Origin of the sequence: Streptococcus sanguinis SK355 (assembly GCF_000212855.1) — a bacterium.
GTDB classification, from domain to species: Bacteria; Bacillota; Bacilli; order Lactobacillales; family Streptococcaceae; genus Streptococcus; species Streptococcus sanguinis_A.
Genome location: NZ_GL890993.1, coordinates 13,762 through 36,094, shown reverse-complemented (window position 1 = coordinate 36,094; position 22,333 = coordinate 13,762). Strand labels below are relative to the sequence as shown.

Below are 22,333 nucleotides of genomic sequence, written 5' to 3'. Positions count from 1 at the left end.
TCTGGCTCGCTTTTCTGCTTCTTAGATTTGAGGGTAAGCAGGATGGTTATTTTTTTGGTATAATAGTTAGGATAATAGAATAGAGGACAAGATGAAATTTACAGAATTTAAGATTAAAGATTATATTCAGGAAGCGCTTAGGGATTTGAACTTCGTTGAAGCGACTCCAGTCCAAGAAAAGCTGATTCCTGTGGTATTGTCAGGTCGGGATTTGGTCGGTGAGTCCAAGACAGGCTCTGGAAAGACCCACACGTTTTTGCTGCCAATCTTTCAAATGCTGGATGAGGAAGCAGACAGCGTGCAGGCTGTTATTACAGCCCCAAGTCGAGAGCTGGCAGCGCAGATTTATCAGGCTGCTCGGCAGTTGGCTAGTTTTTCTGAAAGAGAGATTCGGGTGGCCAATTATGTCGGTGGAACTGACAAGGCTCGTCAGATTGGGAAGTTAGAGTCCAGTCAGCCTCATATCGTCATCGGAACGCCTGGGCGGATTTATGACTTGGTAGAGTCTGGCGACTTGGCCATTCACAAGGCCAAGACCTTTGTCGTTGACGAGGCAGATATGACACTGGACATGGGTTTTTTGGCGACGGTTGATAAGATTGCAGGCCGGCTGCCAAAAGACCTGCAGTTTCTCGTTTTTTCAGCGACCATTCCACAGAAACTTCAGCCTTTTTTGAAAAAATACCTGTCTAATCCAGTGATTGAGCAGATTAAGACCAAGACGGTCATTGCCGACACCATTGAAAACTGGCTCCTATCAACCAAGGGACGAGACAAGAATGCCCAGATTTATCAAATCAGTCAGCTCCTGCAGCCTTATCTGGCTATGATTTTCGTTAATACCAAGACGAGGGCAGACGAGCTGCACAGCTATCTGACAGCCCAAGGACTCAAGGTTGCTAAGATTCATGGGGATATCGCTCCGCGGGAGCGCAAGCGTATCATGAATCAGGTCAAAAATCTGGATTTTGAGTACATTGTCGCTACTGACTTGGCCGCGCGGGGGATTGATATTGAAGGTGTCAGCCATGTTATCAACGATGCCATTCCTCAGGACTTGTCTTTCTTTGTCCATCGGGTAGGCCGCACCGGCCGTAATGGTCTTCCCGGCACAGCCATTACCCTCTACCAGCCGAGTGACGACTCAGATATTCGGGAGCTGGAAAAGATGGGGATTAAGTTCATTCCCAAGATGATAAAAGATGACGAGTTCCAGGATACCTACGACCGAGACCGCCGGGCCAATCGGGAAAAGAGTCGGGAGAAGCTGGATACGGAAATGCTGGGGCTGGTCAAGAAGAAAAAGAAAAAAATCAAACCAGGCTACAAGAAAAAAATCCAGTGGGCGGTGAACGAGAAGCGCCGCAAGACTAAGCGAGCAGAGAATCGTGCACGTGGTCGGGCAGAGCGTAAGGCTAAGCGCCAAACATTTTAGTGATATGCTTTTCTTATGGCTGTGATAAGAAAAATATATTAGTCTTTGTGAGATAGATATGATAGACTAGTGAAACTAGTCTATTTTTATATTGGGCTTAGTGCGGTCTGTTTGGTATTTGGATACATAATATTTGCACAGACTGCTCATATTTTAACTGTCAAAATGGCCGTAGCTTGCTAGTCAAAGCGAAGCAAATTCTTTGTTTTGTTCCAGATTTATGTTAAAATATTTCATTATCAAGAAAAGGAAGTAATAATAGTGGTTACAACTTATCTTCTGACAACTGGTTGGTATGAGGAGTTTCTCAAGATCATTCCAGATGGTAAATTATTTAGTTTAAGGGCTGTTTTTGAGGCCATTCCGGGCATTTTGCAAAATCTGCCGATCACCCTCCTCTTGACAGCGGGTGGTGCAGTCTTTGGTATTCTGCTTGCCATGGTTTTTGCTATCGTCAAGATTAATCGGGTTAAAGTCCTGTATCCGATTCAGGCTTTCTTTGTCAGCTTTCTGAGAGGAACACCGCTGCTGGTCCAGCTCATGCTGACTTATTTTGGAATTCCTTTGTTGCTGAAGGCTATCAATCAGCAGTATGGCACAAGTTTTAATATCAATGATATTCCAGCATCTGTCTTTGCGATTGTTGCTTTTGCTTTCAACGAAGCGGCTTATGCCAGTGAGACCATCCGGGCAGCAATCTTGTCCGTGGATCCGGGAGAAATCGAGGCTGCTCGCAGCTTAGGGATGACCAACAAGCAGGTTTATATGCGTGTCATTATCCCCAATGCAGCAGTGGTAGCGACGCCTAGTCTGATTAATTCCCTGATTGGCTTGACCAAGGGTACTTCTCTGGCCTTTAGTGCTGGTGTAGTGGAAATTTTTGCCAAGGCACAGGCTATCGCGGGGGCGGACTACCGCTATTTTGAGCGCTTTATCTCAGTGTCGCTTATTTATTGGGCAGTCAATATTCTCATTGAGCAACTTGGCCGCTGGATCGAAAAGATGATGGATATCAAGCAGCCGGATAAATTTGAATCGCTTCAGCAAGCAGAAGGAGAAGGAATCTGATGATTAATATTTCACATTTAAGTAAGACTTTTTCAGGTCAAAAGGTTCTGGATAATCTTAGTTTGGAAATTCAAAAAGGCGAAGTGGTAGCTTTGATTGGCTCTTCTGGTGCTGGGAAGTCAACCTTTCTCCGTAGCCTCAACTATCTGGAACAGCCAGACAGTGGAAAAATCACCATCGATGGCTTCAAAGTAGATTTTTCGAGGATTTCCAAAGATGAGATTTTGCTGCTGCGTCGCAAGCTAGCCATGGTCTTTCAGCAGTTTAACCTCTTTTCCCGCCGGACTGCTCTGGAAAATGTCAAGGAGGGACTGCTGGTTGTTAAGAAACTGTCAGACCAAGAAGCGACCAAGATAGCCAAGGAAGAATTAGCAAAGGTTGGCTTGTCAGACCGAGAAAATCACTATCCTAGATATTTGTCAGGCGGTCAGAAGCAGCGGGTGGCTTTGGCAAGGGCTTTGGCTATGAATCCAGATGTTCTTTTGCTAGACGAGCCGACCTCAGCCTTGGATCCTGAGTTAGTCGGAGAAGTAGAGAAATCAATCGCTGATGCAGCCAAGTCTGGCCAAACCATGATTCTGGTCAGTCATGATATGTCCTTTGTCGCTCAGGTGGCTGACAGGGTGCTCTTTTTGGACAAGGGGAAAATCATAGAGTCTGGGACACCAGATGAGATTATCCATCATCCAAAGGAAGAAAGAACCAAGGAATTTTTTGCTAGTTACAAACGGACCTATATTTGATATAATAGAGACAGTGAAGGCTCAGTTGGCTAGACCAGCTGAGTTTGTTTTCAGTCTTGGCGTGCAGTGGAGCAGGCCTTCTTATCTAGTTGGTGTTTTATGCTAACGGTTAGGTTTGGAGTTGTTCTTATTTTTGTAGAATAAGGCTGATTGACCTTTGAGGAGTTGACATGTTAGATCAAATATTTGCACTTTATATCGAGAGCTTGCTTTATACAGCAGTCGGTGTAGGGATCATTGCGGGTTTATGGATTGGACTGCGGATGATTCGCCGCAAGGACAAGACAGCTAAGGAGCGCCAGAGTCATCTGTACGATGTTCTTCTGATTGTCATTATGACGATTCCAGTCCTGTCTTTTGCGACACTGGGCTTGCTCATTGTTCTAAAAGCTTAAATGCTTGTAAAATTGTAGAAAAGTTGTTAGAATAATTCTAGTTACAACAAGGAGAAAGAAGAGTTATGTACGATACAATTATTATTGGAGCTGGGCCTGCCGGCATGACAGCTGCCCTCTATGCAGCCCGCAGCAACCTAAAAGTTGCCCTGCTGGAGCGTGGTATTCCTGGCGGCCAGATGAACAATACTGCTGACATTGAAAACTACCCGGGCTATGCCAATATCAGCGGTCCAGAGCTAGCAGAGAAAATGTTTGAGCCTCTTGAGAATCTAGGGGTAGAACATCTCTTTGGCCTAGTAGAAAAAATTGAAGATCGGGGCGATTTTAAGGAAATCATCACAGAAGATGAGCGTTTTGAAGCTAAAACAGTCATCATTGCTTCTGGTGCTAATCATCGTCATCTGGGGGTTCCTGGCGAGGAAGACTACAACAGCCGCGGAGTTTCCTATTGTGCGGTCTGTGATGGTGCCTTCTTCCGTGATGAAGATTTGCTGGTTGTCGGTGGTGGCGACTCGGCGGTAGAGGAAGCTATTTTCCTGACGCGCTTTGCAAAAAGTGTGACCATTGTTCACCGCCGTGATGAGCTGCGAGCACAAAAAGTGCTGCAGGATCGCGCCTTTGCCAACGAAAAGATTCGCTTTGTCTGGGACTCTGTGGTGGAAAGCATCCATGGTAATGAGCGTAAGGTGACTGGAGTAACCTTCAAGAATGTCAAGACAGGTGAAACTAGTCAAGCAGATTTTGGTGGCATCTTTATCTATGTCGGCCTGGATCCGGTTAGTGAATTTGCTAAGGACTTGGGTATCACTGATGAGGCTGGCTGGATTCTGACGGATCATCAGATGAAAACGTCAGTAGCCGGTATTTACGCTGTTGGTGATGTTCGCCAGAAAGACCTGCGCCAGATTACGACGGCTGTTGGCGATGGTGCCATTGCCAGTCAGGAAGCCTACAAATATCTTACAGAGCAAGCATAAAAATATAAGCTAAGCAAGTGTGTCTATTCAAGTGAGTTGACAGGATTTGCTTAGCTTTTTTGGAATTATGATATAATAAAAGGTATCTAGCGTAAAGGAGCAAGAAGATGTACCCAGATGATAGTTTAACTCTACACACTGATTTGTACCAAATCAACATGATGCAGGTTTATTTCAAGCAAAATATTCACAACAAGCATGCGGTTTTTGAAGTTTTTTTCCGTAAGAATCCTTTTAATAACGGCTACGCAGTCTTTGCGGGCTTGGAAAGAATTATTTCCTATCTCAATAATCTGACGTTCAGCCAGAGCGATTTAGATTATTTGCAAACCTTGGGCTATCACGGAGAGTTTCTGGATTATTTGCGAAATCTCAAAATGAGCCTGACCGTAAGGTCTGTTCAGGAAGGTGATTTGGTTTTTGCCAATGAGCCAATAGTGCAGGTGGAAGGTCCACTGGCTCAGTGTCAGCTGGTTGAGACTGCTATTCTCAATATCGTTAATTTTCAGACGCTGATTGCCACCAAGGCAGCTCGTATCCGCTCTGTTATCGAAGATGAGCCTTTGATGGAGTTTGGAACTCGCCGTGCCCAAGAAATGGATGCTGCTATTTGGGGGACTAGGGCAGCTGTGATTGGCGGAGCCAACGGAACCAGCAATGTTCGGGCAGGTAAGCTCTTTGACATTCCAGTCTTGGGAACGCATGCTCATGCTCTCGTTCAAGTCTATGGAAATGATTATGAGGCCTTTAAAGCTTATGCTGAGACTCATCATAACTGTGTTTTCCTAGTAGATACCTACGATACATTGCGTCTAGGTGTTCCGGCAGCCATTCGGGTGGCGCGTGAGCTAGGAGACAAGATTAAGTTTCTGGGTGTCCGCATTGATTCGGGAGACCTTGCCTATATTTCTAAGAAAGTTCGGCAGCAATTAGATGAAGCTGGCTTCCCTGATGCTAAGATTTATGCGTCCAATGATCTGGATGAAAATACCATTCTCAACTTGAAAATGCAAAAGGCTAAGATTGATGTCTGGGGCGTGGGAACCAAGCTCATTACGGCTTACGACCAGCCGGCTTTAGGAGCAGTTTATAAGATTGTTGCTATTGAAGATGAGAATGGAGAATTGCGCAATACCATCAAGCTGTCCAATAATGCTGAAAAAGTTTCTACCCCAGGTAAGAAGCAGGTTTGGCGTATTACCAGTCGCGAAAAAGGGAAGTCTGAGGGAGACTACATTACCTATGATGGCATTGATGTCAATGGCTTGGAAGAGCTGGAAATGTTCCATCCAACCTATACCTACATCAATAAAACGGTCAAAAATTTTGATGCCGTACCGCTTTTGGTGGAGATTTTCCAAGAAGGGAATTTGGTCTATAATCAGCCAAGTCTGACTGAGATTCAGACCTATGCCCGTAAGGAATTTGATAAACTTTGGGACGAGTATAAACGAGTTCTCAATCCACAGGATTATCCAGTTGACCTGGCTAGAGATATTTGGCAGGATAAGATGGACTTGATTGACCAGATGCGCAAGAAAGCCTACCAGACAGGAGCAGAAAAATGAGCCTACAAGAAGAAATCATCGCTCAACTGGGCGTCAAACCAATCATTGATCCGGAGGAAGAAATCCGCAAGTCGGTGGACTTTCTCAAGGCCTATCTGAGGAAGCATCCTTTTTTGAAAAGTTATGTTCTGGGAATTTCTGGTGGTCAGGATTCTACTTTGGCTGGCCGCTTAGCTCAGCTGGCTGTAGAAGAAATGCGCTCTGAAACTGGAGATGATAGCTACCGTTTTATCGCCGTCCGCCTGCCTTACGGTGTTCAAGCCGATGAAGATGATGCACAAAAGGCTCTGGCTTTTATCCAGCCTGATGTCAGTCTGACAGTCAATATCAAGGAATCTGCTGATGCCATGACAAAGGCTGTGGAGGCAACAGGTGCTAAAGTCTCTGATTTTAACAAGGGTAATATCAAGGCCCGCAGCCGTATGATTGCCCAGTATGCTTTGGCTGGTTCATACAGTGGGGCTGTCATTGGGACGGATCATGCTGCAGAAAATGTCACGGCCTTTTTCACCAAGTTTGGGGATGGCGGAGCAGACATCTTACCACTTTACCGTCTCAATAAGCGTCAAGGCAAGCAGCTTTTGGCCGCCTTAGGGGCGGATCCGGCTCTCTATGAAAAGGTACCGACGGCTGACTTGGAAGAAGAAAAACCTGGAATTGCTGATGAAGTCGCTCTGGGCGTGACCTATAATGAAATTGACGACTATTTAGAAGGTAAGTCCATTTCAGCTCAAGCTCAAGAAACTATCGAATCTTGGTGGCATAAAGGTCAGCACAAACGCCATTTGCCGATTACGATTTTTGACGAATTTTGGAAGTGAAAATCTCTATCGAAACTTTTTAGTCTGGGCCAAGAAACGAGGAAGCCATGAAAAAGATAGGTACACAGTCCGTTGAAACCAAACGTCTTTTGCTAAGACCTTTTCTGGAATCGGATGCACAAGCTATGTATGACAACTGGGCTTCTAGTCCGGATAATTTGCTGCATGTGACCTGGGATGCTCACGAGAGTCCTGAAGTCACCCAACAATCCATTGCTCGCTGGGTTGAGAACTATCAAAACATGGATTTTTACAAGTGGGCCATCTGCCTGAAAGAAAATCCCGAACATGTGCTTGGTGATATTAGTGTGGTGGACATGGATGAGGCAGTCAATGCTTGCGAGGTCGGCTATATTTTAAGTAAAGACTATTGGGGGCAAGGGATAATGACAGAAGCTTTGAAAGCTGTTTTAATCTATCTCTTGCAAGACGCAGGATTCAATCGTGTCACAGCAAAATTTGTAACAGTCAATCCAGCTTCTGGGCGTGTCATGGCCAAAGCCGGCATGAGCTACGAAGGCACTTTCCGTCAGGCTGTATTTCATAAAGGACAAGTCAAAGATTTTTCCGTCTATGGAATCCTAAGATCCGATTTAGAAAAAGGCTAAGACTCTTTTGTCTAGCCTTTTTACTTGCGCTCCTTTTTTAAAGTTCTATAATAGATGTATAATGAAAAGGAGGGTTCTATGCATTCGTTAGAACAAGATTTTACAGATAAGCTGTACGCTGCTTATGAGGCAAATCCCAAGTTTGCAGCAATGGAAAATGCCATCAGTCACAATGGCCTTTTGGCTTCCTTAGAGAAGCGAAGCGCTGCCGTGGAAAATACACCTGTCTTTTCACTGGATCTCACGAAGGACAAGGTCAGTGACCAGAAAGCTTCAGGACGCTGTTGGATGTTTGCAGCTCTTAATACCTTCCGCCACAAGATGATTGCTGGTTTCCAATTGGAAGATTTTGAGCTATCTCAGGCCCATACCTTCTTTTGGGATAAATATGAAAAATCCAACTGGTTCTTAGAGCAGGTACTGGCAACGGCTAACCAAGAATTGACCAGTCGCAAGGTTAAGTTTCTCTTAGACACGCCTCAGCAGGATGGCGGTCAATGGGATATGGTTGTTTCCCTCTTTGAGAAATACGGAGTTGTGCCTAAGTCTGTCTATCCAGAGTCGATCTCGTCCAGTGACAGTCGCGAGCTCAATCAGATTCTCAATAAACTCCTGCGTCAAGATGCGCAGATTTTGCGAGAATTAAGAGCGGAAGGGGCGGAATCGGCTGAACTTCAGGCCAAGAAAGAAGAACTCCTACAGGAAGTCTTTAACTTTCTAGCTATGAATTTAGGCTTGCCGCCTCGCCAGTTTGACTTTGCCTATCGAGATAAGGAAAATCATTTCCATAGCGAGAGCGGATTGACACCTCTGACTTTCTATCAAAAATATGTCGACTTCAAGCTAGATGACTATGTTTCTATCATCAATGCGCCGACTGCAGACAAGCCTTATGGTCGGTCCTATACAGTTGAGATGTTGGGCAATGTCGTTGGCAACAAGCCAGTCCGTTATTTGAATGTTGAAATGGACCGACTAAAAGATCTGGCTATCGCCCAAATGCAGGCTGGCGAGACCGTTTGGTTTGGCTCGGATGTAGGTCAGTCTAGCAATCGCAAGGCAGGTGTTATGGCAGAAGGGATGCACGATTTCACTGCCAGCATGGATATTCGACTAACTCAGGATAAGGCTGGTCGCTTGGACTATAGCGAAAGCCTCATGACCCACGCCATGGTCTTGACAGGGGTAGACTTGGATGAAAATGGCAAGGCTAAGAAATGGAAGGTCGAAAACTCCTGGGGTGAAAAGGTTGGGAACAAGGGCTATTTCGTAGCCTCTGACGCTTGGATGGACGAATATACCTATCAAATCGTCGTTCGTAAAGAATTTCTGACAGCCGCAGAATTAGCTGCTTATGAAGCAGAGCCTATTGTCTTGGCTCCTTGGGATCCCATGGGGGCTTTGGCAAAGTAAGCTTTGATGAGAGAATAAGAAAAGAGTAAGAATTTTTCATTCTTACTCTTTTAGTTTGTATTCTAATCTTCGTCTCTTTAGTCATTTCCACCGTCACCGGAAGATGAGTCATTGTGGCTAGAAGAGCTATTGTTTGAATCGCCAGAATGCTCACTAGAAGCTGATGTGTCAGAGCTAGCTTCTGTACTGTAACTGCTATAGCTAGAATAGTTATAATACTGCTGGTTATTGTAGTAACGGTTATAGCCAGTACCACTATTGAGGTAGACATAAGAGCCACTGCGGTAGAGACCATCTGGCATTTCCCAATCTTCTGAAGCAGAGCCATCTTGAGCTAGGTAAAGCATCATTTCGCGGTAGACATCTGTTGCAACCTTAACCCCGTCATCAAGGATTGGTGTCAGGCGGTTAGAGTAGCCAGTCCAAACAGCCATTGAATACTTAGGTGTGTAACCAACGAAGAGCTCGTCTGGCGTGACAATGCTAGAGTAGTAGTAAGGCTTGGTCAGTTTGGCTAATTCATCATCAGCATAGTTGGAGGTTCCAGTCTTACCAGCCTGATAAACACCAGAAATGGCAGCGTTTGTACCTGTACCAGACTGCAAGACTGTTTTCATCATATCGGTCATCATGTAGGCTGTCGTTTCCTTCATAGCCTTGGAACCATTGTTGGAGAAGGTCTTCTCCGTTCCGTCACTGAAAACGACGCGATTGACATACTGAGGTTTGTAGTAAGTACCGCCATTGGCAAAAGCAGCATAGGCAGCAGCCATTTTTTCACTGCTGGCTCCGTACTCGTTGCCGGATTTGCTGGTATTACTTGAAAAGGCATTAACATAGAACATTTCAGGATAGTTAATCCCTATACGATTCAGGAACTTGAGGGATTCATCCAGACCAACGGCTTCCAGCGTTTTCACAGCAGGAACGTTACGGGATTCCTGAATCGCGTATTGAATCGTCATCCCGCCATAGTATTTCTTATCCCAGTTATAAACTGGTGTGCTGGAATACGGGAAGTTATATGGAGCATCTGTGATAGGAGCAGCAGTTGAAGTATAGACTTCATTTTCAAGAGCTGGAGCGTAATCTGTGATTGGCTTCATAGTTGAACCGAAGTCACGGTTGGTTTCAACAGCTTGGTTGGTACCAAAGGATACGTTGGTAGACTGGTGACGGGCACCGAGTTGGGCAATGACTTTACCAGTTTGGACATCCATAACGGTGGAGGCAACCTGCATTTCATCATCTGGATAAGCTACATAGTCTTCAGTATTGTAAATATCCCAGAGTTTCTGCTGAGCCTCTGTGTTGACGTTTGTATAGACTTCCATACCAGTTGTCAGGACATTGTAACCAGTTTCTTCTTCAACCTGTTCAATTGCTTCTTTAATATAGTTATCCATGTAAGCTGGGTAGCTAGTAGAAGCTTTCAGACTTTGAAGTCCGTCAGTTACAGGTGTGTTTTTGGCTTGCTCATATTGTTCATCTGTGATGTATTTGAGATCGTGCATCTCACGAAGTACCAGATTACGGCGATTGGTTGCAGCCTCTGGATGGGTGTAGGGATCGTATTGATTCGGTGCCTGAGGCATACCTGCCAGCAGAGCCGTTTGGTGTAAGCTTAAATCTTTTAAATCCTTGCCATAGTAGCTTCGGGCTGCTGTCTGCATACCGTAGTTACTGTTAGACATGTAGACTTTATTGACATAATAGGTCAAGATTTGTTGCTTGGTCGCTTTACGCTCAAGCTGAGCGGCCAGCCAAGCTTCTTGGATTTTTCGTGAAAGGGTCGCGTCCGAAGAAGAAGTTGAGAAATAGGACAACTTAATCAACTGCTGGGTCAGAGTTGATCCCCCTTGACGGCCCCCGCCACGGATGTTACTGATAAGGGCACCTGCAATCCGAATAAAGTCCACTCCGCGGTGGTTGAAGAAGCGATGGTCTTCGATGGCGACAATGGCGTTAACCAAATCCGTAGGTATTTCACTTGTTTCAGCATTGACCCGCTTTTCAGCGCCTAGATCCGCAATCAAATTGTTATTGCTGTCAAAAATCTTACTGGATGTGGTCGCGATCAGGTCTTTTTCAGAAAGCTTGGGAGCCTTGACAGCATAGTAGGTAAATACCAAACAGCCAATCACGAATCCAATCATAAGCAGGGTTATAAGTGCACTTGCAAGATATTTTAAAGCCTGCATAAGAGTTTGTTTATTCATTTATAATACCACCTAGTAGTTTTTGTTCGATAATTTCAAGATAAGGGATGCTGGGAAGCTGCTGCATTTCAATCAAATAACCATGCTCTTGAATATAGCTTAAGGGCATGGACTTCCCTCCCTTGTCGATCTTGTAAAACTCAATTAAATAAGAAGCGGGAAGCAGGTAAGTCTCCCTTAAGCTGGAAAAATGCAGTAAGACAAAGCAGATGCCCTTTTGCTCAAGGACAGCCTCCATGTGCTCAATCTGATGCGAATGAAAATTTTTCATGGGCATCGATTTTTTCTGTCGGGTTTCCTTGGCTTCAAAGTCAATATAATGGCCCTTGTAGACACCAGAATAGTCTGTTGTGGAAGCTTGCCGAAAGTAAGCCTCTACAATCTTGGCTCGGCTACGGTGCGGATAATCAACCTTGACAATCTGAATGGGGGTGGGCTTTTTATGAATGACAGCGAGTCCTCTGCTAAGATAGTAGTTGTTGGATTCGTTGATCATCTTTTCAAAAGACATCCCACGATTGGCAAAGTTAATCATGCCGGAAGCTGGCCTATTGATACTGCTTTTTGCCTTTAGCTTATGCGGATAGTTGACCATAAAACTCCTTATTGGTACAATAGCATCACTCTATTATACCACAAAAAACTTTTTTAAGGGAGAATAAATGACAAGTCTACTAATAACAGGCTACAAAGCCTTTGAAATCGGCATTTCAACGGAAAAAGATATGAGAATAAACATCATAAAAGAAGCCGCTAAAAGGGACTTAATCCGTTTTTTGGAAGATGGAGTGGACTGGCTGGTTTTTATGGGCAATCTGGGCTTTGAGTCTTGGGTCTTGGAGCTAGCTAATGACCTGAAAAAGGACTATGAATTTCAGACGGCAACCATCTTTCTCTTTGAGAATCAAGGTGAAAATTGGAACGAAGCCAATCAAGCCAAATTAGCTGCTTTTAAGCAAACCGATTTCGTCAAGTATGCTTATCCGACCTACCAAAATCCTGGTCAGTTTCGTGATTACAATCAATTCATCATTCAAAATACGGACGGAGCCTACCTGTTTTACGATGAAGAACAGGAGACAAAACTGAAATATCTTTACCAAGAAATGAAAAAACAAGAACAATATTTTATCAAAAAATTAACATTTGATGACCTGAATGAAGTGGCCGAAAATTTTTCGGGAAATTAGATGATAAATCTTGATTTTTATAATGCATTTTGTTTATAATTGAATATGACAAACTAGATTGGAGAGAGAAGATGGCAAGTATTATTTTTACAGCAAAAGATATTTTTGATCAGGATTTTAAACGCGAAGTACGCGGCTACAGCAAGTCCGAAGTGGATGAGTTTTTGGACGATATTATCAAGGATTATGAGACTTATGCAGCCTTGGTAAAGGAGCTGCGTGAGGAAAATCGCCGTCTCAAGGAAGAGTTGGCTGCGAAGCCGGTTGAAAAAGCACCGGTTCAGCCGACTCAGCCCGTCCAATCAACACAAGCGACTCAGCCGACTGTGGAAAGCTTTCCTCAGATGACTTCTGCGACTAACTTTGATATCTTGAAGCGCTTGAACCGTCTTGAAAAGGAAGTATTTGGGAAACAAATTTTGGATCGTGAATAATGGTTCTTTTAAAACAGTGCAATTTTTGGATAATTGCGTGGAAATTTTAGATTTTCATGAGGAAAGTCCATGCTAGCACTGGCTGTGATGCCGGTAGTGTTTGTGCTAGGCGAAGAAATAAGCCTAGGGACGGATTTTTCCGTTACGGCGACTGAAAGGGCTAAGTCTTTGGATATGTCTGATTAGGTCTGAAAGTGCCACAGTGACGTAGTTCTTTTGGAAACAGAAGAAGTGGAACGCGGTAAACCCCTCAAGCTAGCAACCCAAACTTTGGTCGGGGCATGGAGTGCGTGGAAGCGAACATAGCACTCTGACTGGAAACAGTAGACAGATGATTATCGAAGGAAATGGTACCTAGTCATTTCTGGAACAAAACATGGCTTACAGAAAATTGCATATAGGCTGAGGCTGGGACGGCAAGTCCTGTCCTCTTTAAATTTTATAATAGAATAGCAAGAGAGTGGCTGAGCGCTCTATTCTCTGCCAAGTCCAACTAGCTGTTGCTTCATTTGTCTGATGGACATTTCAAGTAATGAGCTAGCTGACAAATGGCAGCGAAACCTTCTCAGCCCAAAATTTAAAAAGGGAGAGTGAGGAAAATCGATGTGACGAAATCACGATTTTTGTCTCACCCCCTTTGTTCGTATAGATTGGAATCCATTTAAAAAGCCGAGATGAAAGAAAAATTTAATTTAATTGCGACCGCTGCGGCAGGACTAGAAGCTGTCGTCGGCCGTGAAATCAGAGAGCTGGGGCTTGATTGTCAGGTTGAAAATGGTCGTGTTCGCTTCGAGGGTGATGTCAGTACCATTATTCAAACCAATCTCTGGCTGCGCGCGGCCGATCGGATTAAGATTGTAGTTGGCAGTTTTCCAGCTAAGACTTTCGAAGAGCTCTTTCAGGGAGTTTTTGCTCTAGATTGGGAGAATTATCTGCCTCTCGGGGCCAAGTTTCCTATTGCTAAGGCCAAATGCGTCAAGTCAAAACTTCACAATGAGCCTAGTGTTCAGGCTATTTCTAAAAAGGCAGTTGTCAAGAAGCTGCAGAAGCATTATGCACGTCCGGAAGGGGTGCCCCTGCAGGAAAATGGAGCTGAGTTTAGGATAGAGGTTTCTATCCTAAAAGATGTAGTGACAGTCATGATTGATACAACAGGGTCCAGCCTCTTCAAACGTGGTTATCGGGCTGATAAAGGCGGTGCACCGATCAAGGAGAATATGGCAGCGGCCATTTTACTCCTGTCCAATTGGTATCCAGATAAGCCTTTGATTGACCCGACTTGCGGCTCTGGTACTTTTTGTATCGAGGCAGCCATGATTGGGATGAAGATGGCGCCGGGACTCCATCGTTCCTTTGCCTTTGAAGACTGGAATTGGGTGGATAAAGACCTGGTAGCCCAGGCTCGTTCAACTGCACTCAGTCAGATTGATCAGACCATCCAGCTAGATATTTCTGGCTCGGATATCGATGGCCGTATGATAGAGCTAGCTCGAAAAAACGCTGAGCAAGCAGGAGTAGCAGAGCAGATTCACTTTAAGCAGATGCGTCTGCAAGATTTGCATACAGATAAGATCAATGGTGTGATTATCTCTAATCCGCCATACGGGGAGCGCCTCCTAGATGATGAGGCTGTGACTCGGCTTTATCAGGAGATGGGAGAAACCTTTGCTCCGCTCAAAACCTGGAGCAAATTTATCCTGACTAGCGATGAAGCTTTTGAAAGCAAATACGGCAGTCAGGCCGATAAAAAACGCAAACTTTATAATGGTACTTTAAAAGTTGATTTATATCAGTATTTTGGCCAGCGAGTCAAACGTCAGTTAGATTAGAAAGGATTTGCCGTGACGAAAGAAGAAAACTACTCACCGGAAGAAGAAAAGAAAGAGTCGGTCCTTGATTTTGAAGAGGCCAAGGAAATGACAGTCGGTCAAGCTACTCGTAAGAAAGAGGAGCTGGAAGCCGGTGTGAATGAAAGCGACAATGTGCTGGATAAGTATATCAAGCAGCACCGTCAGGAAATCGAAGCTGGAAAATTTGAAACCCAGAAAATCAGAAAGCTGCAGGAGCAGGAAACGGCTCAGGCTGAGCAAGCCTCTTCTGATTTGACCGACTTCATCAAAGAAAGACGGCAAGAGGTTGAAAGTGAACAGGAGATTCAAACAGCTCAGTCGACAGCCACTGAGACTGCAAGTGAGCCAGAAGCAGCTCCAAACCCCTTAGGATCTCGCAGTCAACGCTCAGAGCAGGCGGATTCGATTGCTGCTCCCGTTCAAAAGACATCTTACGGTCCTATTCCGGAGCCGCTTGATGAGAAGGAATTAGAGGTTCCTAAGACACCTTTCTACAAGAAAAAAGCTTTCCTTTATCCTGTCTTGGGACTTCTAGGGATTGCTGTAGCGGGAACAGGGCTCTACTTTGCTCTGGGGCATAATTGGGGTCACAAGACCGTTACAAGCTCCAGCTCTTCAACATCGCAGTCCAGCAAAAAGAGTTCGTCTTCCTCTAGCTCTGATAATACTGCCAAGAATCTGAAGTCCTTTAATGATGAATATGCTGCATTTTTCACAGATAGCAATCAGACAGCTGTCAAAAACAGTAAATTCGGAGACTTGGAAAAATTAAAATCCTTACTTGAAAAACTAAAAGGAAGCAAAGACTATGATGCAGCCAAGAGCAAGTATGATTCCTTAGTCAAGCAGATTTCAGCTATCCAAAGTGTCAATTCGCAGTTTGACGGCGGAGCTATCACTGACGGCGTCTTGAATAAGGAAGCCAAGGCGAATACAAATGCGACCTTCTCAGACGTATCAAGTGGCAATGCTAAGCTAGATGAAGTTCTGAAGGCAGCAATTGCCCAAGGACGCGGCCAACAGGTGCCAACTCCAGCTCCTGCTACTGATCAAGGAGGGACAGGTACAAACGGCGGTTCAAGTGCATCTGCTTCTGGTTCAGGAGCTTCTAACTCTTACTCTGGCTATGGTCTTCCAAGCAACGGAGTAAATCTGCAGAGAGACCTCAGTCGTGTCCCTTATAATCAAGCGGCCATTGATGATGTCAATAATCCGGCTTGGACATTCAATCCTGGCGTTTTGGAGAAGATTTTGCAAACTTCTCGTGAGCGTGGCTATATTTCTGGAGATAACTATATCCTGGAACGCGTCAATATTATCAAAGGAAACGGCTACTATAACCTCTTCAAGCCAGACGGCACCTATCTCTTCAGTATCAACTGTAAAACTGGATACTTCGTCGGCAATGGACCGGGCTATGCTGACTCGCTTGATTTCTAGTCATCTGTTAATATTTCTTCAGCAGCTGGCTTTCTAGTTTGTTGATGGATTTCATTATACATGCACAAAAAAAGTTCTCGATTTCGAGAACTTTTTTAAATCACATGGCGTTCAAAGGCATCATCTGAGATTCCTTGGCTAAGAATAAGTTTGGCCCATTCTTTAGCTGAGAAAAGGCTGTGATCCTTGTAGTTTCCGCAGGATTCAATGGTTGTTCCAGGGACATCTTCCCAGCTAGTTGACTCAGCGATTTCTTCTAGACAGGATTTGATGACTTGAGCAATCTGGTTGGAACTGTGTTGGCCCCACATAATCATATGAAAACCAGTGCGACAGCCAAAAGGTGAGCAGTCAATCATACCATCAATGCGCTTGCGAATCAGCATGGCCAGCAAATGCTCGATGGTATGCAGACCAGCAGTTGGGATTGAATCTTCATTAGGCTGAACCAAACGGATATCAAAATTGGAAATGATATCTCCTTTAGGACCGGTTTCCTCTCCGATGAGACGAACATAAGGCGCTTTGACAATGGTGTGATCCAGCTCAAAGCTTTCAACGATAACTTCTTTAGACATGGTTTCTCCTTTACAATGTAGCAAGTGCGAGAAGGTTTTTCTAGTGATATCAAGCCATAGGTTTGTCTTGTTAGTGAAGAAAAAGCCTGTCTCATATACACCTTTTCTTCTCTGATTATAGCATAAAAAAATTTTATTTGGGAATAAAGTTTAAGTTTTAGAAAAATGAAAAATTTGAACAATCTTGCTTATGGTTTGAAAAAGTTTTAGTGCACAGGCTTCTACAAACTTTGATGATTTTGACGGTGAAAATTGGACAAAAGCTTTCTTGAATTTCAAAAAATAGGTTTGTGAATTTTTTAGATTTGTGATAGAATAGTATGGAATTTTGAATTCAACAATTAAATAGATTTGGAGTAAAAACATGGACCTATTTCCTATAATTATGTCTGTTTTTGCTGCCATCATTGGTTTAGTGATTGGATATGTAAGTGTCTCGGCTAAGATGAAATCATCTAAAGAAGCTGCAGAGCTTACTCTTTTAAATGCTGAACAAGAAGCAACCAATTTACGCGGACAAGCTGAACGCGAAGCTGATTTGATTATCAAAGAAGCCAAGCGGGAAACAAGTTCGCTTAAAAAAGAAGCACTTTTGGAGGCAAAAGAAGAAGCCAGAAAATATCGTGAACAAGTTGATGCAGAATTTAAGTCTGAACGTCAAGAGTTGAAACAAATCGAAAGCCGCTTGACAGAGCGCGCTTCTACCCTTGACCGCAAAGACGATAATTTAAGCAACAAAGAAAAGGCTTTGGAGCAAAAAGAACAAAGTCTCTCAGATAAATCTAAACACATTGATGCGCGTGAAGAACAAGTAGCGGAACTTGAAAAGCAGAAGGCAGCAGAGCTGGAGCGAGTTGCTTCGCTATCGCAGACAGAAGCGCGTGATATTATTTTGACGCAGACCGAAGACAAGCTTTCTAAAGAGATTGCGACTAGGATTCGGGATGCGGAGCAAGATATCAAAGAGCGGTCTGATAAGGTTGCCAAGAATATCTTGGTCCAAGCCATGCAGCGGATTGCTGGTGATTATGTCGCCGAGCAAACCAACTCAACGGTGCATCTGCCAGATGACAGTATGAAGGGGCGGATTATTGGCCGGGAAGGTCGCAATATTCGGACTTTTGAGAGTCTGACTGGTATTGATGTCATCATTGATGATACGCCAGAGGTTGTTACTCTCTCAGGTTTTGATCCGATTCGCCGCGAAATCGCTCGTATGACTATGGAAGCACTCTTGAAAGACGGCCGTATTCACCCAGCCCGAATTGAGGAGTTGGTTGAGAAGAACCGTCTGGAAATTGATAATCGCATCCGTGAGTACGGGGAAGCCGCAGCTTATGAAATCGGAGCTCCTAACCTGCATCCTGATTTGATGAAAATCATGGGTCGCTTGCAGTTCCGTACTTCTTATGGTCAGAACGTCCTTCGGCACTCTATTGAGGTGGCCAAACTTTCCGGTATTATCGCTAGTGAGCTTGGTGAAAATGCCAATTTAGCCCGCCGTGCTGGATTTCTCCATGATATTGGCAAGTCTATTGACCGGGAGGTTGAAGGCAGCCACGTGGAAATCGGGACAGAACTAGCTCGTAAGTACAAGGAGCATCCAATCGTTGTTAATACGATTGCCAGCCACCACGGAGATGTGGAAGCAGAAAGTGTCATTGCCGTTATCGTAGCTGCAGCAGACGCTCTCAGTGCTGCTCGACCAGGTGCTCGTAGTGAATCCCTGGAAAGCTATATCAAGCGTCTCCAAGATTTGGAAGAAATCGCTAATAGCTTCAAGGGTGTCAAGAACAGCTTTGCTTTACAAGCTGGCCGGGAAATCCGGATTATGGTTCAGCCGGACAAGATTAAGGATGACAAGATTACGATTTTGGCGCACGATGTGCGTGAAAAGATCGAAAACAACTTGGAATATCCAGGCAATATCAAGGTAACGGTTATTCGTGAGATGCGTGCCGTCGACTACGCAAAATAAAGAAAAAAAGCAGTCTGGTAACAGATTGCTTTTTTCTTAAATTATCTGCTGGTCTATTTTGTTTTCCGTATGATTGCTTGCTTATTTTTTCTATTTTCTCAAAACTCTAGACACATACATTTCTTCCTATCCTCTTGAAATATCAGCCTAATTTTGTTACACTAGATAGAAAGACTGTGAAGGAGACATGATGACGGAACGAGGCTTACTAATCGTCTTTTCAGGCCCCTCTGGTGTAGGAAAAGGGACTGTTAGACGAGAAATTTTTGAAAGCACTGATAACCAATTCCAGTACTCGGTATCCATGACGACTCGTCCGCAGCGTCCAGGCGAAGTGGATGGAGTAGACTATTTCTTCCGAACTCGCGAGGAGTTTGAAGAGCTGATTCGTCAGGGACAGATGCTGGAGTATGCAGAGTATGTGGGAAACTACTACGGGACGCCTCTGACTTATGTCAATGAAACGCTGGATAAGGGTATTGATGTCTTCTTAGAGATTGAAGTTCAGGGAGCTTTGCAAGTCAAGAAAAAAGTTCCAGATGCCGTCTTTATTTTTTTGACTCCTCCAGACTTAGAAGAACTCAAAGACCGCTTGGTTGGTCGTGGGACAGACAGTGCAGAGATTATCGCTCAGCGCATTGAAAAGGCCAAAGAAGAAATTGCCCTTATGCGTGAGTATGATTATGCCATTGTCAATGATCAGGTGCCGCTGGCTGCCGACCGTGTCAAGCGCGTGATTGAAGCAGAGCATTTCCGAGTAGACCGTGTTATCGGCCGTTATCAGGACATGCTTCCAAAAAATGAAACGATTATTCGATAGAAAGTTAGAAATTAGGTAGAAAATTATGATGTTAAAACCGTCTATTGACACTTTGCTGGACAAGGTTCCGTCAAAATATTCCTTGGTTATTTTAGAAGCTAAGCGCGCTCATGAGCTTGAAGCTGGAGCTCCTGCTACGCAGGAATTCAAGTCTGTCAAATCCACTCTTTGTGCTTTGGAAGAAATTGAATCCGGCAATGTCGTTATCCATCCAGATCCAGAAGGCAAACGCGAGGCAGTTCGCCGTCGGGCAGAAGAAGAGCGCCTGCGTAAAGAAGAAGAAGAACGCAAGATTAAAGAGCAAATCGCTAAAGAAAAAGAAGAAGGTGAGAAGATTTAAGGTTGGGGATGCTCAATCTTATTTTTTCTGTAATGACGTTTAGGAAAGTGGGGTGAGAATGTGAAGCTAGCAAAGATTATTGTAGATGTTCCTCTGATGCAGACGGACAAGCCCTATAGCTATGCTATTCCAGAAGAGTTTGCAGGGATGCTGGCAGCTGGCATGCGGGTCCATGTCCCTTTTGGGCAGGGAAATCGCCTGATTCAGGGGATTGTGGTCGGCTTTGATGAGACGGGAGGCCAAGAAGAGCTGAAGGAAATTGCGGAAGTCCTTGATTTCAGGCCAGTGCTAAACCAGGAACAGCTCTGGCTGGCGGATGAGCTGCGCAAGTCAGTCTTTTCTTATAAGATTAGCCTTTTAAAGGCCATGCTGCCTAGTCTTCTCAACTCCAGTTATGATAAACTGCTCTATCCGACAGAGTTGCTGAATGATGAGGAACGCTCAGCTATCTTTGGTCAGGAGGACAGTCTTCGCTTTTCTGATTTGGACAAGAAGAGGCAGGCCAAGCTGATGCGACTGACCCAGACTGGCCGTATTCGGCTGGAGTATCAGGCGACGGACAAGAAGCATATTAAGACTGAGAAATGGTATCAGGTCAATCATACCGCTCTGCAAAATCATGACCTTCCCCGACAAGCCAAGAAAAAACAAGCATTAAAAGAAGTCTTGCTGGAACAGAGAGATAGCCAGCTCTTGGCTGATTTGCGAGAAAACTTTTCGCGCGATATTATCAATTACTTTATCAAAGAAAATCTAATTAGCATTGAAGATAGAGAAATCAGCCGTTCTGCTGCTTATTTCCAAAAGGAGCGGCAGCAGCAAAGTCTGACCTTAAACGATGAACAGGCCGTAGCGGTTGCAGCAATCACTCAGAAAATTGGTCAGAGTCATTCTCAGCCAGTCCTCTTAGAAGGGGTTACAGGCAGTGGGAAGACCGAAGTTTACCTACAGGTCATTGCAGAGGCACTGGCCCAAGGCAAGACCGCTATTATGCTGGTTCCAGAGATTTCTCTGACTCCGCAGGTTACTGATCGCTTTATTTTTAGATTTGGCGACCAAGTTGCAATTTTGCATTCAGGTCTGTCTGATGGTGAGAAATATGATGAATGGCGCAAGGTGGAGCGAGGAGCTGCCCAGGTTGTTGTCGGCGCGCGTTCAGCTATTTTTGCTCCGCTGACAAATATTGGAGTCATTATCATTGATGAAGAGCATGAATCCTCCTACAAGCAGGATTCCAATCCTCGCTATCATGCCAGAGAGGTGGCTCTCCTGCGAGCTCAGTACAATCAAGCTGTTTTAGTATTGGGGTCGGCGACTCCGAGCCTGGAGAGCCGTGCCCGAGCAAGCCGTGGTGTCTATGATTTTCAGCTGCTCAGTAAGCGTGCCAATCCGCTGGCGCAGATTCCTCAAGTGGAAGTGGTGGATTTTCGGGATTATATCGGGCAGCATGAGGCCAGTAATTTCACCCCGGTCCTGCTAGAGGCTATTCAAGATCGTCTAGATAAGGGGGAGCAGACGGTTCTCATGCTCAACAGGCGGGGTTATTCCAGCTTTGTTATGTGTCGGGAATGTGGGACCGTTGACAGCTGTCCTAACTGTGATATTTCTCTGACCCTGCATATGGACACCAAGACCATGAACTGCCACTACTGTGGTTTTACTAAGAATATTCCTCAGTCTTGCCCTAACTGTGCCAGCCGCAGCATTCGCTATTATGGGACTGGGACGCAGAAAGCTTATGATGAGTTGGTTCAGCTCTTTCCACAGGCTCGCATTTTGAGGATGGATGTAGATACGACCCGTAAGAAAGGCAGCCATGAAGCCATTTTAGAAAGCTTTGGCCAGGGGCAGGCCGATATCCTCTTAGGCACCCAGATGATTGCCAAGGGATTGGATTTTCCAAACGTGACGCTGGTTGGTGTTCTCAATGCAGACACAGCTCTTAATCTACCGGACTTTCGCTCTTCAGAGCGGACTTTCCAGCTGCTGACTCAGGTGGCTGGCCGGGCTGGTCGGGCTGAAAAGGCTGGTCAGGTCTTTATCCAGTCCTACAATCCTCATCATTATGCCATTGAGTTTGCTAAGCAGCAGGATTACGAGGGCTTTTATGCTTATGAAATGGGAATTCGCCGGCAGCTAGGCTATCCGCCTTATTACTTTACGGTCGGTCTAACCCTGTCCCACAAGAACGAAGAGACAGCAGTGCGAAAAGCCTATGAGGTTATGGATATTCTGCGGAGCAGTCTGTCAGAAAAAGTGCAAATCCTAGGTCCAACGCCGAAGCCCATTGCCCGTACCCACAATCTCTATCATTATCAGATTTTGCTCAAATATCGCTTTGAAGACAAGCTGCAGGCGACACTAAATCAAGTATTAGACTGGACACAGAATCGGGACAATAAAGATTTACGCCTGATAATTGATAATGAACCACAAAATTTTATGTAAAGCTT

20 protein-coding genes and 1 other RNA gene are annotated in these 22,333 nt (G+C 44.7%); 18 read left to right on the top strand and 3 right to left on the bottom strand.

Annotation, left to right across the window (positions count from 1 at the left end; genetic code table 11):
* Positions 1 to 91: 91 nt before the first annotated feature.
* The 9 genes from HMPREF9389_RS11020 to pepC all read left to right on the top strand — a co-directional run bounded on the left by HMPREF9389_RS11020 (position 92) and on the right by pepC (position 9,031).
* On the top strand, positions 92 to 1,435 hold the full coding sequence (locus HMPREF9389_RS11020; RefSeq protein ID WP_002927515.1) for a DEAD/DEAH box helicase: 1,344 nt from the start codon (positions 92 to 94) through the stop codon (positions 1,433 to 1,435).
* A gap of 258 nt (positions 1,436 to 1,693) precedes the next feature.
* Positions 1,694 to 2,503 carry an amino acid ABC transporter permease gene (locus HMPREF9389_RS11025; RefSeq protein WP_328262158.1) on the top strand — a complete coding sequence of 270 codons (810 nt, stop codon included), beginning with the start codon at positions 1,694 to 1,696 and terminating at the stop codon, positions 2,501 to 2,503.
* Entirely contained in the window at positions 2,503 to 3,246 is a 744-nt protein-coding gene (locus HMPREF9389_RS11030; RefSeq protein ID WP_002927513.1) for an amino acid ABC transporter ATP-binding protein, read from the top strand. Before HMPREF9389_RS11025 ends, HMPREF9389_RS11030 begins: the two co-directional genes overlap by 1 nt.
* A 170-nt stretch (positions 3,247 to 3,416) precedes the next feature.
* Positions 3,417 to 3,641, top strand: a complete 225-nt coding sequence (locus HMPREF9389_RS11035) for a DUF4059 family protein (protein WP_002893522.1) — start codon at positions 3,417 to 3,419, stop codon at positions 3,639 to 3,641.
* A gap of 65 nt (positions 3,642 to 3,706) precedes the next feature.
* Positions 3,707 to 4,621, top strand: a complete 915-nt coding sequence (gene trxB, locus HMPREF9389_RS11040; protein ID WP_002927510.1) for a thioredoxin-disulfide reductase — start codon at positions 3,707 to 3,709, stop codon at positions 4,619 to 4,621.
* A 107-nt stretch (positions 4,622 to 4,728) separates the two neighbouring features.
* Positions 4,729 to 6,189 (top strand): nicotinate phosphoribosyltransferase, encoded by a 1,461-nt coding sequence (locus tag HMPREF9389_RS11045; protein WP_002927508.1) that lies wholly within the window; start codon positions 4,729 to 4,731, stop codon positions 6,187 to 6,189.
* Positions 6,186 to 7,010, top strand: coding sequence for an ammonia-dependent NAD(+) synthetase (gene nadE / locus HMPREF9389_RS11050; protein WP_002927506.1), 825 nt, complete (start codon positions 6,186 to 6,188; stop codon positions 7,008 to 7,010). The genes HMPREF9389_RS11045 and nadE overlap by 4 nt, the downstream gene beginning before the upstream one ends.
* A gap of 47 nt (positions 7,011 to 7,057) precedes the next feature.
* Positions 7,058 to 7,618 (top strand): GNAT family N-acetyltransferase, encoded by a 561-nt coding sequence (locus tag HMPREF9389_RS11055; RefSeq protein ID WP_002927499.1) that lies wholly within the window; start codon positions 7,058 to 7,060, stop codon positions 7,616 to 7,618.
* Positions 7,619 to 7,696: 78 nt separating this feature from the next.
* Complete coding sequence (pepC, locus tag HMPREF9389_RS11060) at positions 7,697 to 9,031, top strand: aminopeptidase C (RefSeq protein ID WP_032906098.1); 1,335 nt, start codon at positions 7,697 to 7,699, stop codon at positions 9,029 to 9,031.
* A gap of 77 nt (positions 9,032 to 9,108) precedes the next feature.
* Here the strand turns inward: pepC and pbp1a are convergent, their stop codons facing one another.
* A complete protein-coding gene (gene pbp1a, locus HMPREF9389_RS11065) occupies positions 9,109 to 11,250 on the bottom strand; it encodes a penicillin-binding protein PBP1A (protein ID WP_002927493.1) in 2,142 nt (713 codons plus the stop codon).
* On the bottom strand, positions 11,243 to 11,845 hold the full coding sequence (recU, locus tag HMPREF9389_RS11070) for a Holliday junction resolvase RecU (RefSeq protein ID WP_002927489.1): 603 nt from the start codon (positions 11,843 to 11,845) through the stop codon (positions 11,243 to 11,245). The genes pbp1a and recU overlap by 8 nt, the downstream gene beginning before the upstream one ends.
* Positions 11,846 to 11,912: 67 nt before the next feature.
* Here recU and HMPREF9389_RS11075 point away from each other — a divergent pair, with 67 nt between their 5' ends.
* The 5 genes from HMPREF9389_RS11075 (at position 11,913) to HMPREF9389_RS11090 (ending at position 16,164) form a co-directional block, all read left to right on the top strand.
* A complete protein-coding gene (locus tag HMPREF9389_RS11075; RefSeq protein WP_002927487.1) occupies positions 11,913 to 12,440 on the top strand; it encodes a DUF1273 domain-containing protein in 528 nt (175 codons plus the stop codon).
* A 71-nt stretch (positions 12,441 to 12,511) separates the two neighbouring features.
* Positions 12,512 to 12,874 carry a cell division regulator GpsB gene (gene gpsB, locus HMPREF9389_RS11080; RefSeq protein WP_050540623.1) on the top strand — a complete coding sequence of 121 codons (363 nt, stop codon included), beginning with the start codon at positions 12,512 to 12,514 and terminating at the stop codon, positions 12,872 to 12,874.
* A gap of 21 nt (positions 12,875 to 12,895) precedes the next feature.
* An RNA gene (gene rnpB / locus HMPREF9389_RS11430) (RNase P RNA component class B) lies at positions 12,896 to 13,263 on the top strand.
* A 285-nt stretch (positions 13,264 to 13,548) separates the two neighbouring features.
* Positions 13,549 to 14,703, top strand: a complete 1,155-nt coding sequence (locus tag HMPREF9389_RS11085; RefSeq protein ID WP_002927483.1) for a THUMP domain-containing class I SAM-dependent RNA methyltransferase — start codon at positions 13,549 to 13,551, stop codon at positions 14,701 to 14,703.
* A gap of 12 nt (positions 14,704 to 14,715) precedes the next feature.
* Positions 14,716 to 16,164, top strand: coding sequence for a cell division site-positioning protein MapZ family protein (locus HMPREF9389_RS11090; protein ID WP_002927482.1), 1,449 nt, complete (start codon positions 14,716 to 14,718; stop codon positions 16,162 to 16,164).
* 95 nt (positions 16,165 to 16,259) lie between these two features.
* Here the strand turns inward: HMPREF9389_RS11090 and HMPREF9389_RS11095 are convergent, their stop codons facing one another.
* A complete protein-coding gene (locus HMPREF9389_RS11095) occupies positions 16,260 to 16,742 on the bottom strand; it encodes an S-ribosylhomocysteine lyase (RefSeq protein WP_002927480.1) in 483 nt (160 codons plus the stop codon).
* 364 nt (positions 16,743 to 17,106) lie between these two features.
* Between HMPREF9389_RS11095 and HMPREF9389_RS11105 the strand changes: the two genes are divergently transcribed.
* From HMPREF9389_RS11105 to HMPREF9389_RS11120, 4 genes are all read left to right on the top strand, one after another.
* On the top strand, positions 17,107 to 18,720 hold the full coding sequence (locus tag HMPREF9389_RS11105; protein ID WP_002927478.1) for a ribonuclease Y: 1,614 nt from the start codon (positions 17,107 to 17,109) through the stop codon (positions 18,718 to 18,720).
* Positions 18,721 to 18,907: 187 nt separating this feature from the next.
* On the top strand, positions 18,908 to 19,540 hold the full coding sequence (gene gmk, locus HMPREF9389_RS11110; RefSeq protein WP_002893505.1) for a guanylate kinase: 633 nt from the start codon (positions 18,908 to 18,910) through the stop codon (positions 19,538 to 19,540).
* A 25-nt stretch (positions 19,541 to 19,565) separates the two neighbouring features.
* Positions 19,566 to 19,880, top strand: a complete 315-nt coding sequence (rpoZ, locus tag HMPREF9389_RS11115) for a DNA-directed RNA polymerase subunit omega (RefSeq protein WP_002927477.1) — start codon at positions 19,566 to 19,568, stop codon at positions 19,878 to 19,880.
* 60 nt (positions 19,881 to 19,940) lie between these two features.
* The gene (locus HMPREF9389_RS11120) at positions 19,941 to 22,328 is read left to right on the top strand and encodes a primosomal protein N' (RefSeq protein ID WP_002927475.1); all 2,388 of its coding nucleotides are present in this window, start codon (positions 19,941 to 19,943) and stop codon (positions 22,326 to 22,328) included.
* Positions 22,329 to 22,333 lie beyond the last annotated feature (5 nt).

What these genes read in the sequence shown, in the direction of transcription:
- HMPREF9389_RS11020 (WP_002927515.1), top strand. Translation starts at nt 92, where the DNA reads ATGAAATTTACAGAATTTAAGATTAAAGATTATATTCAGGAAGCGCTT.
- HMPREF9389_RS11030 (WP_002927513.1), top strand. Translation starts at nt 2,503, where the DNA reads ATGATTAATATTTCACATTTAAGTAAGACTTTTTCAGGTCAAAAGGTT.
- HMPREF9389_RS11035 (WP_002893522.1), top strand. Translation starts at nt 3,417, where the DNA reads ATGTTAGATCAAATATTTGCACTTTATATCGAGAGCTTGCTTTATACA.
- trxB (WP_002927510.1), top strand. Translation starts at nt 3,707, where the DNA reads ATGTACGATACAATTATTATTGGAGCTGGGCCTGCCGGCATGACAGCT.
- HMPREF9389_RS11045 (WP_002927508.1), top strand. Translation starts at nt 4,729, where the DNA reads ATGTACCCAGATGATAGTTTAACTCTACACACTGATTTGTACCAAATC.
- nadE (WP_002927506.1), top strand. Translation starts at nt 6,186, where the DNA reads ATGAGCCTACAAGAAGAAATCATCGCTCAACTGGGCGTCAAACCAATC.
- HMPREF9389_RS11055 (WP_002927499.1), top strand. Translation starts at nt 7,058, where the DNA reads ATGAAAAAGATAGGTACACAGTCCGTTGAAACCAAACGTCTTTTGCTA.
- pepC (WP_032906098.1), top strand. Translation starts at nt 7,697, where the DNA reads ATGCATTCGTTAGAACAAGATTTTACAGATAAGCTGTACGCTGCTTAT.
- pbp1a (WP_002927493.1), bottom strand. Translation starts at nt 11,250, where the DNA reads ATGAATAAACAAACTCTTATGCAGGCTTTAAAATATCTTGCAAGTGCA.
- recU (WP_002927489.1), bottom strand. Translation starts at nt 11,845, where the DNA reads ATGGTCAACTATCCGCATAAGCTAAAGGCAAAAAGCAGTATCAATAGG.
- HMPREF9389_RS11075 (WP_002927487.1), top strand. Translation starts at nt 11,913, where the DNA reads ATGACAAGTCTACTAATAACAGGCTACAAAGCCTTTGAAATCGGCATT.
- gpsB (WP_050540623.1), top strand. Translation starts at nt 12,512, where the DNA reads ATGGCAAGTATTATTTTTACAGCAAAAGATATTTTTGATCAGGATTTT.
- HMPREF9389_RS11085 (WP_002927483.1), top strand. Translation starts at nt 13,549, where the DNA reads ATGAAAGAAAAATTTAATTTAATTGCGACCGCTGCGGCAGGACTAGAA.
- HMPREF9389_RS11095 (WP_002927480.1), bottom strand. Translation starts at nt 16,742, where the DNA reads ATGTCTAAAGAAGTTATCGTTGAAAGCTTTGAGCTGGATCACACCATT.
- HMPREF9389_RS11105 (WP_002927478.1), top strand. Translation starts at nt 17,107, where the DNA reads ATGGACCTATTTCCTATAATTATGTCTGTTTTTGCTGCCATCATTGGT.
- gmk (WP_002893505.1), top strand. Translation starts at nt 18,908, where the DNA reads ATGATGACGGAACGAGGCTTACTAATCGTCTTTTCAGGCCCCTCTGGT.
- rpoZ (WP_002927477.1), top strand. Translation starts at nt 19,566, where the DNA reads ATGATGTTAAAACCGTCTATTGACACTTTGCTGGACAAGGTTCCGTCA.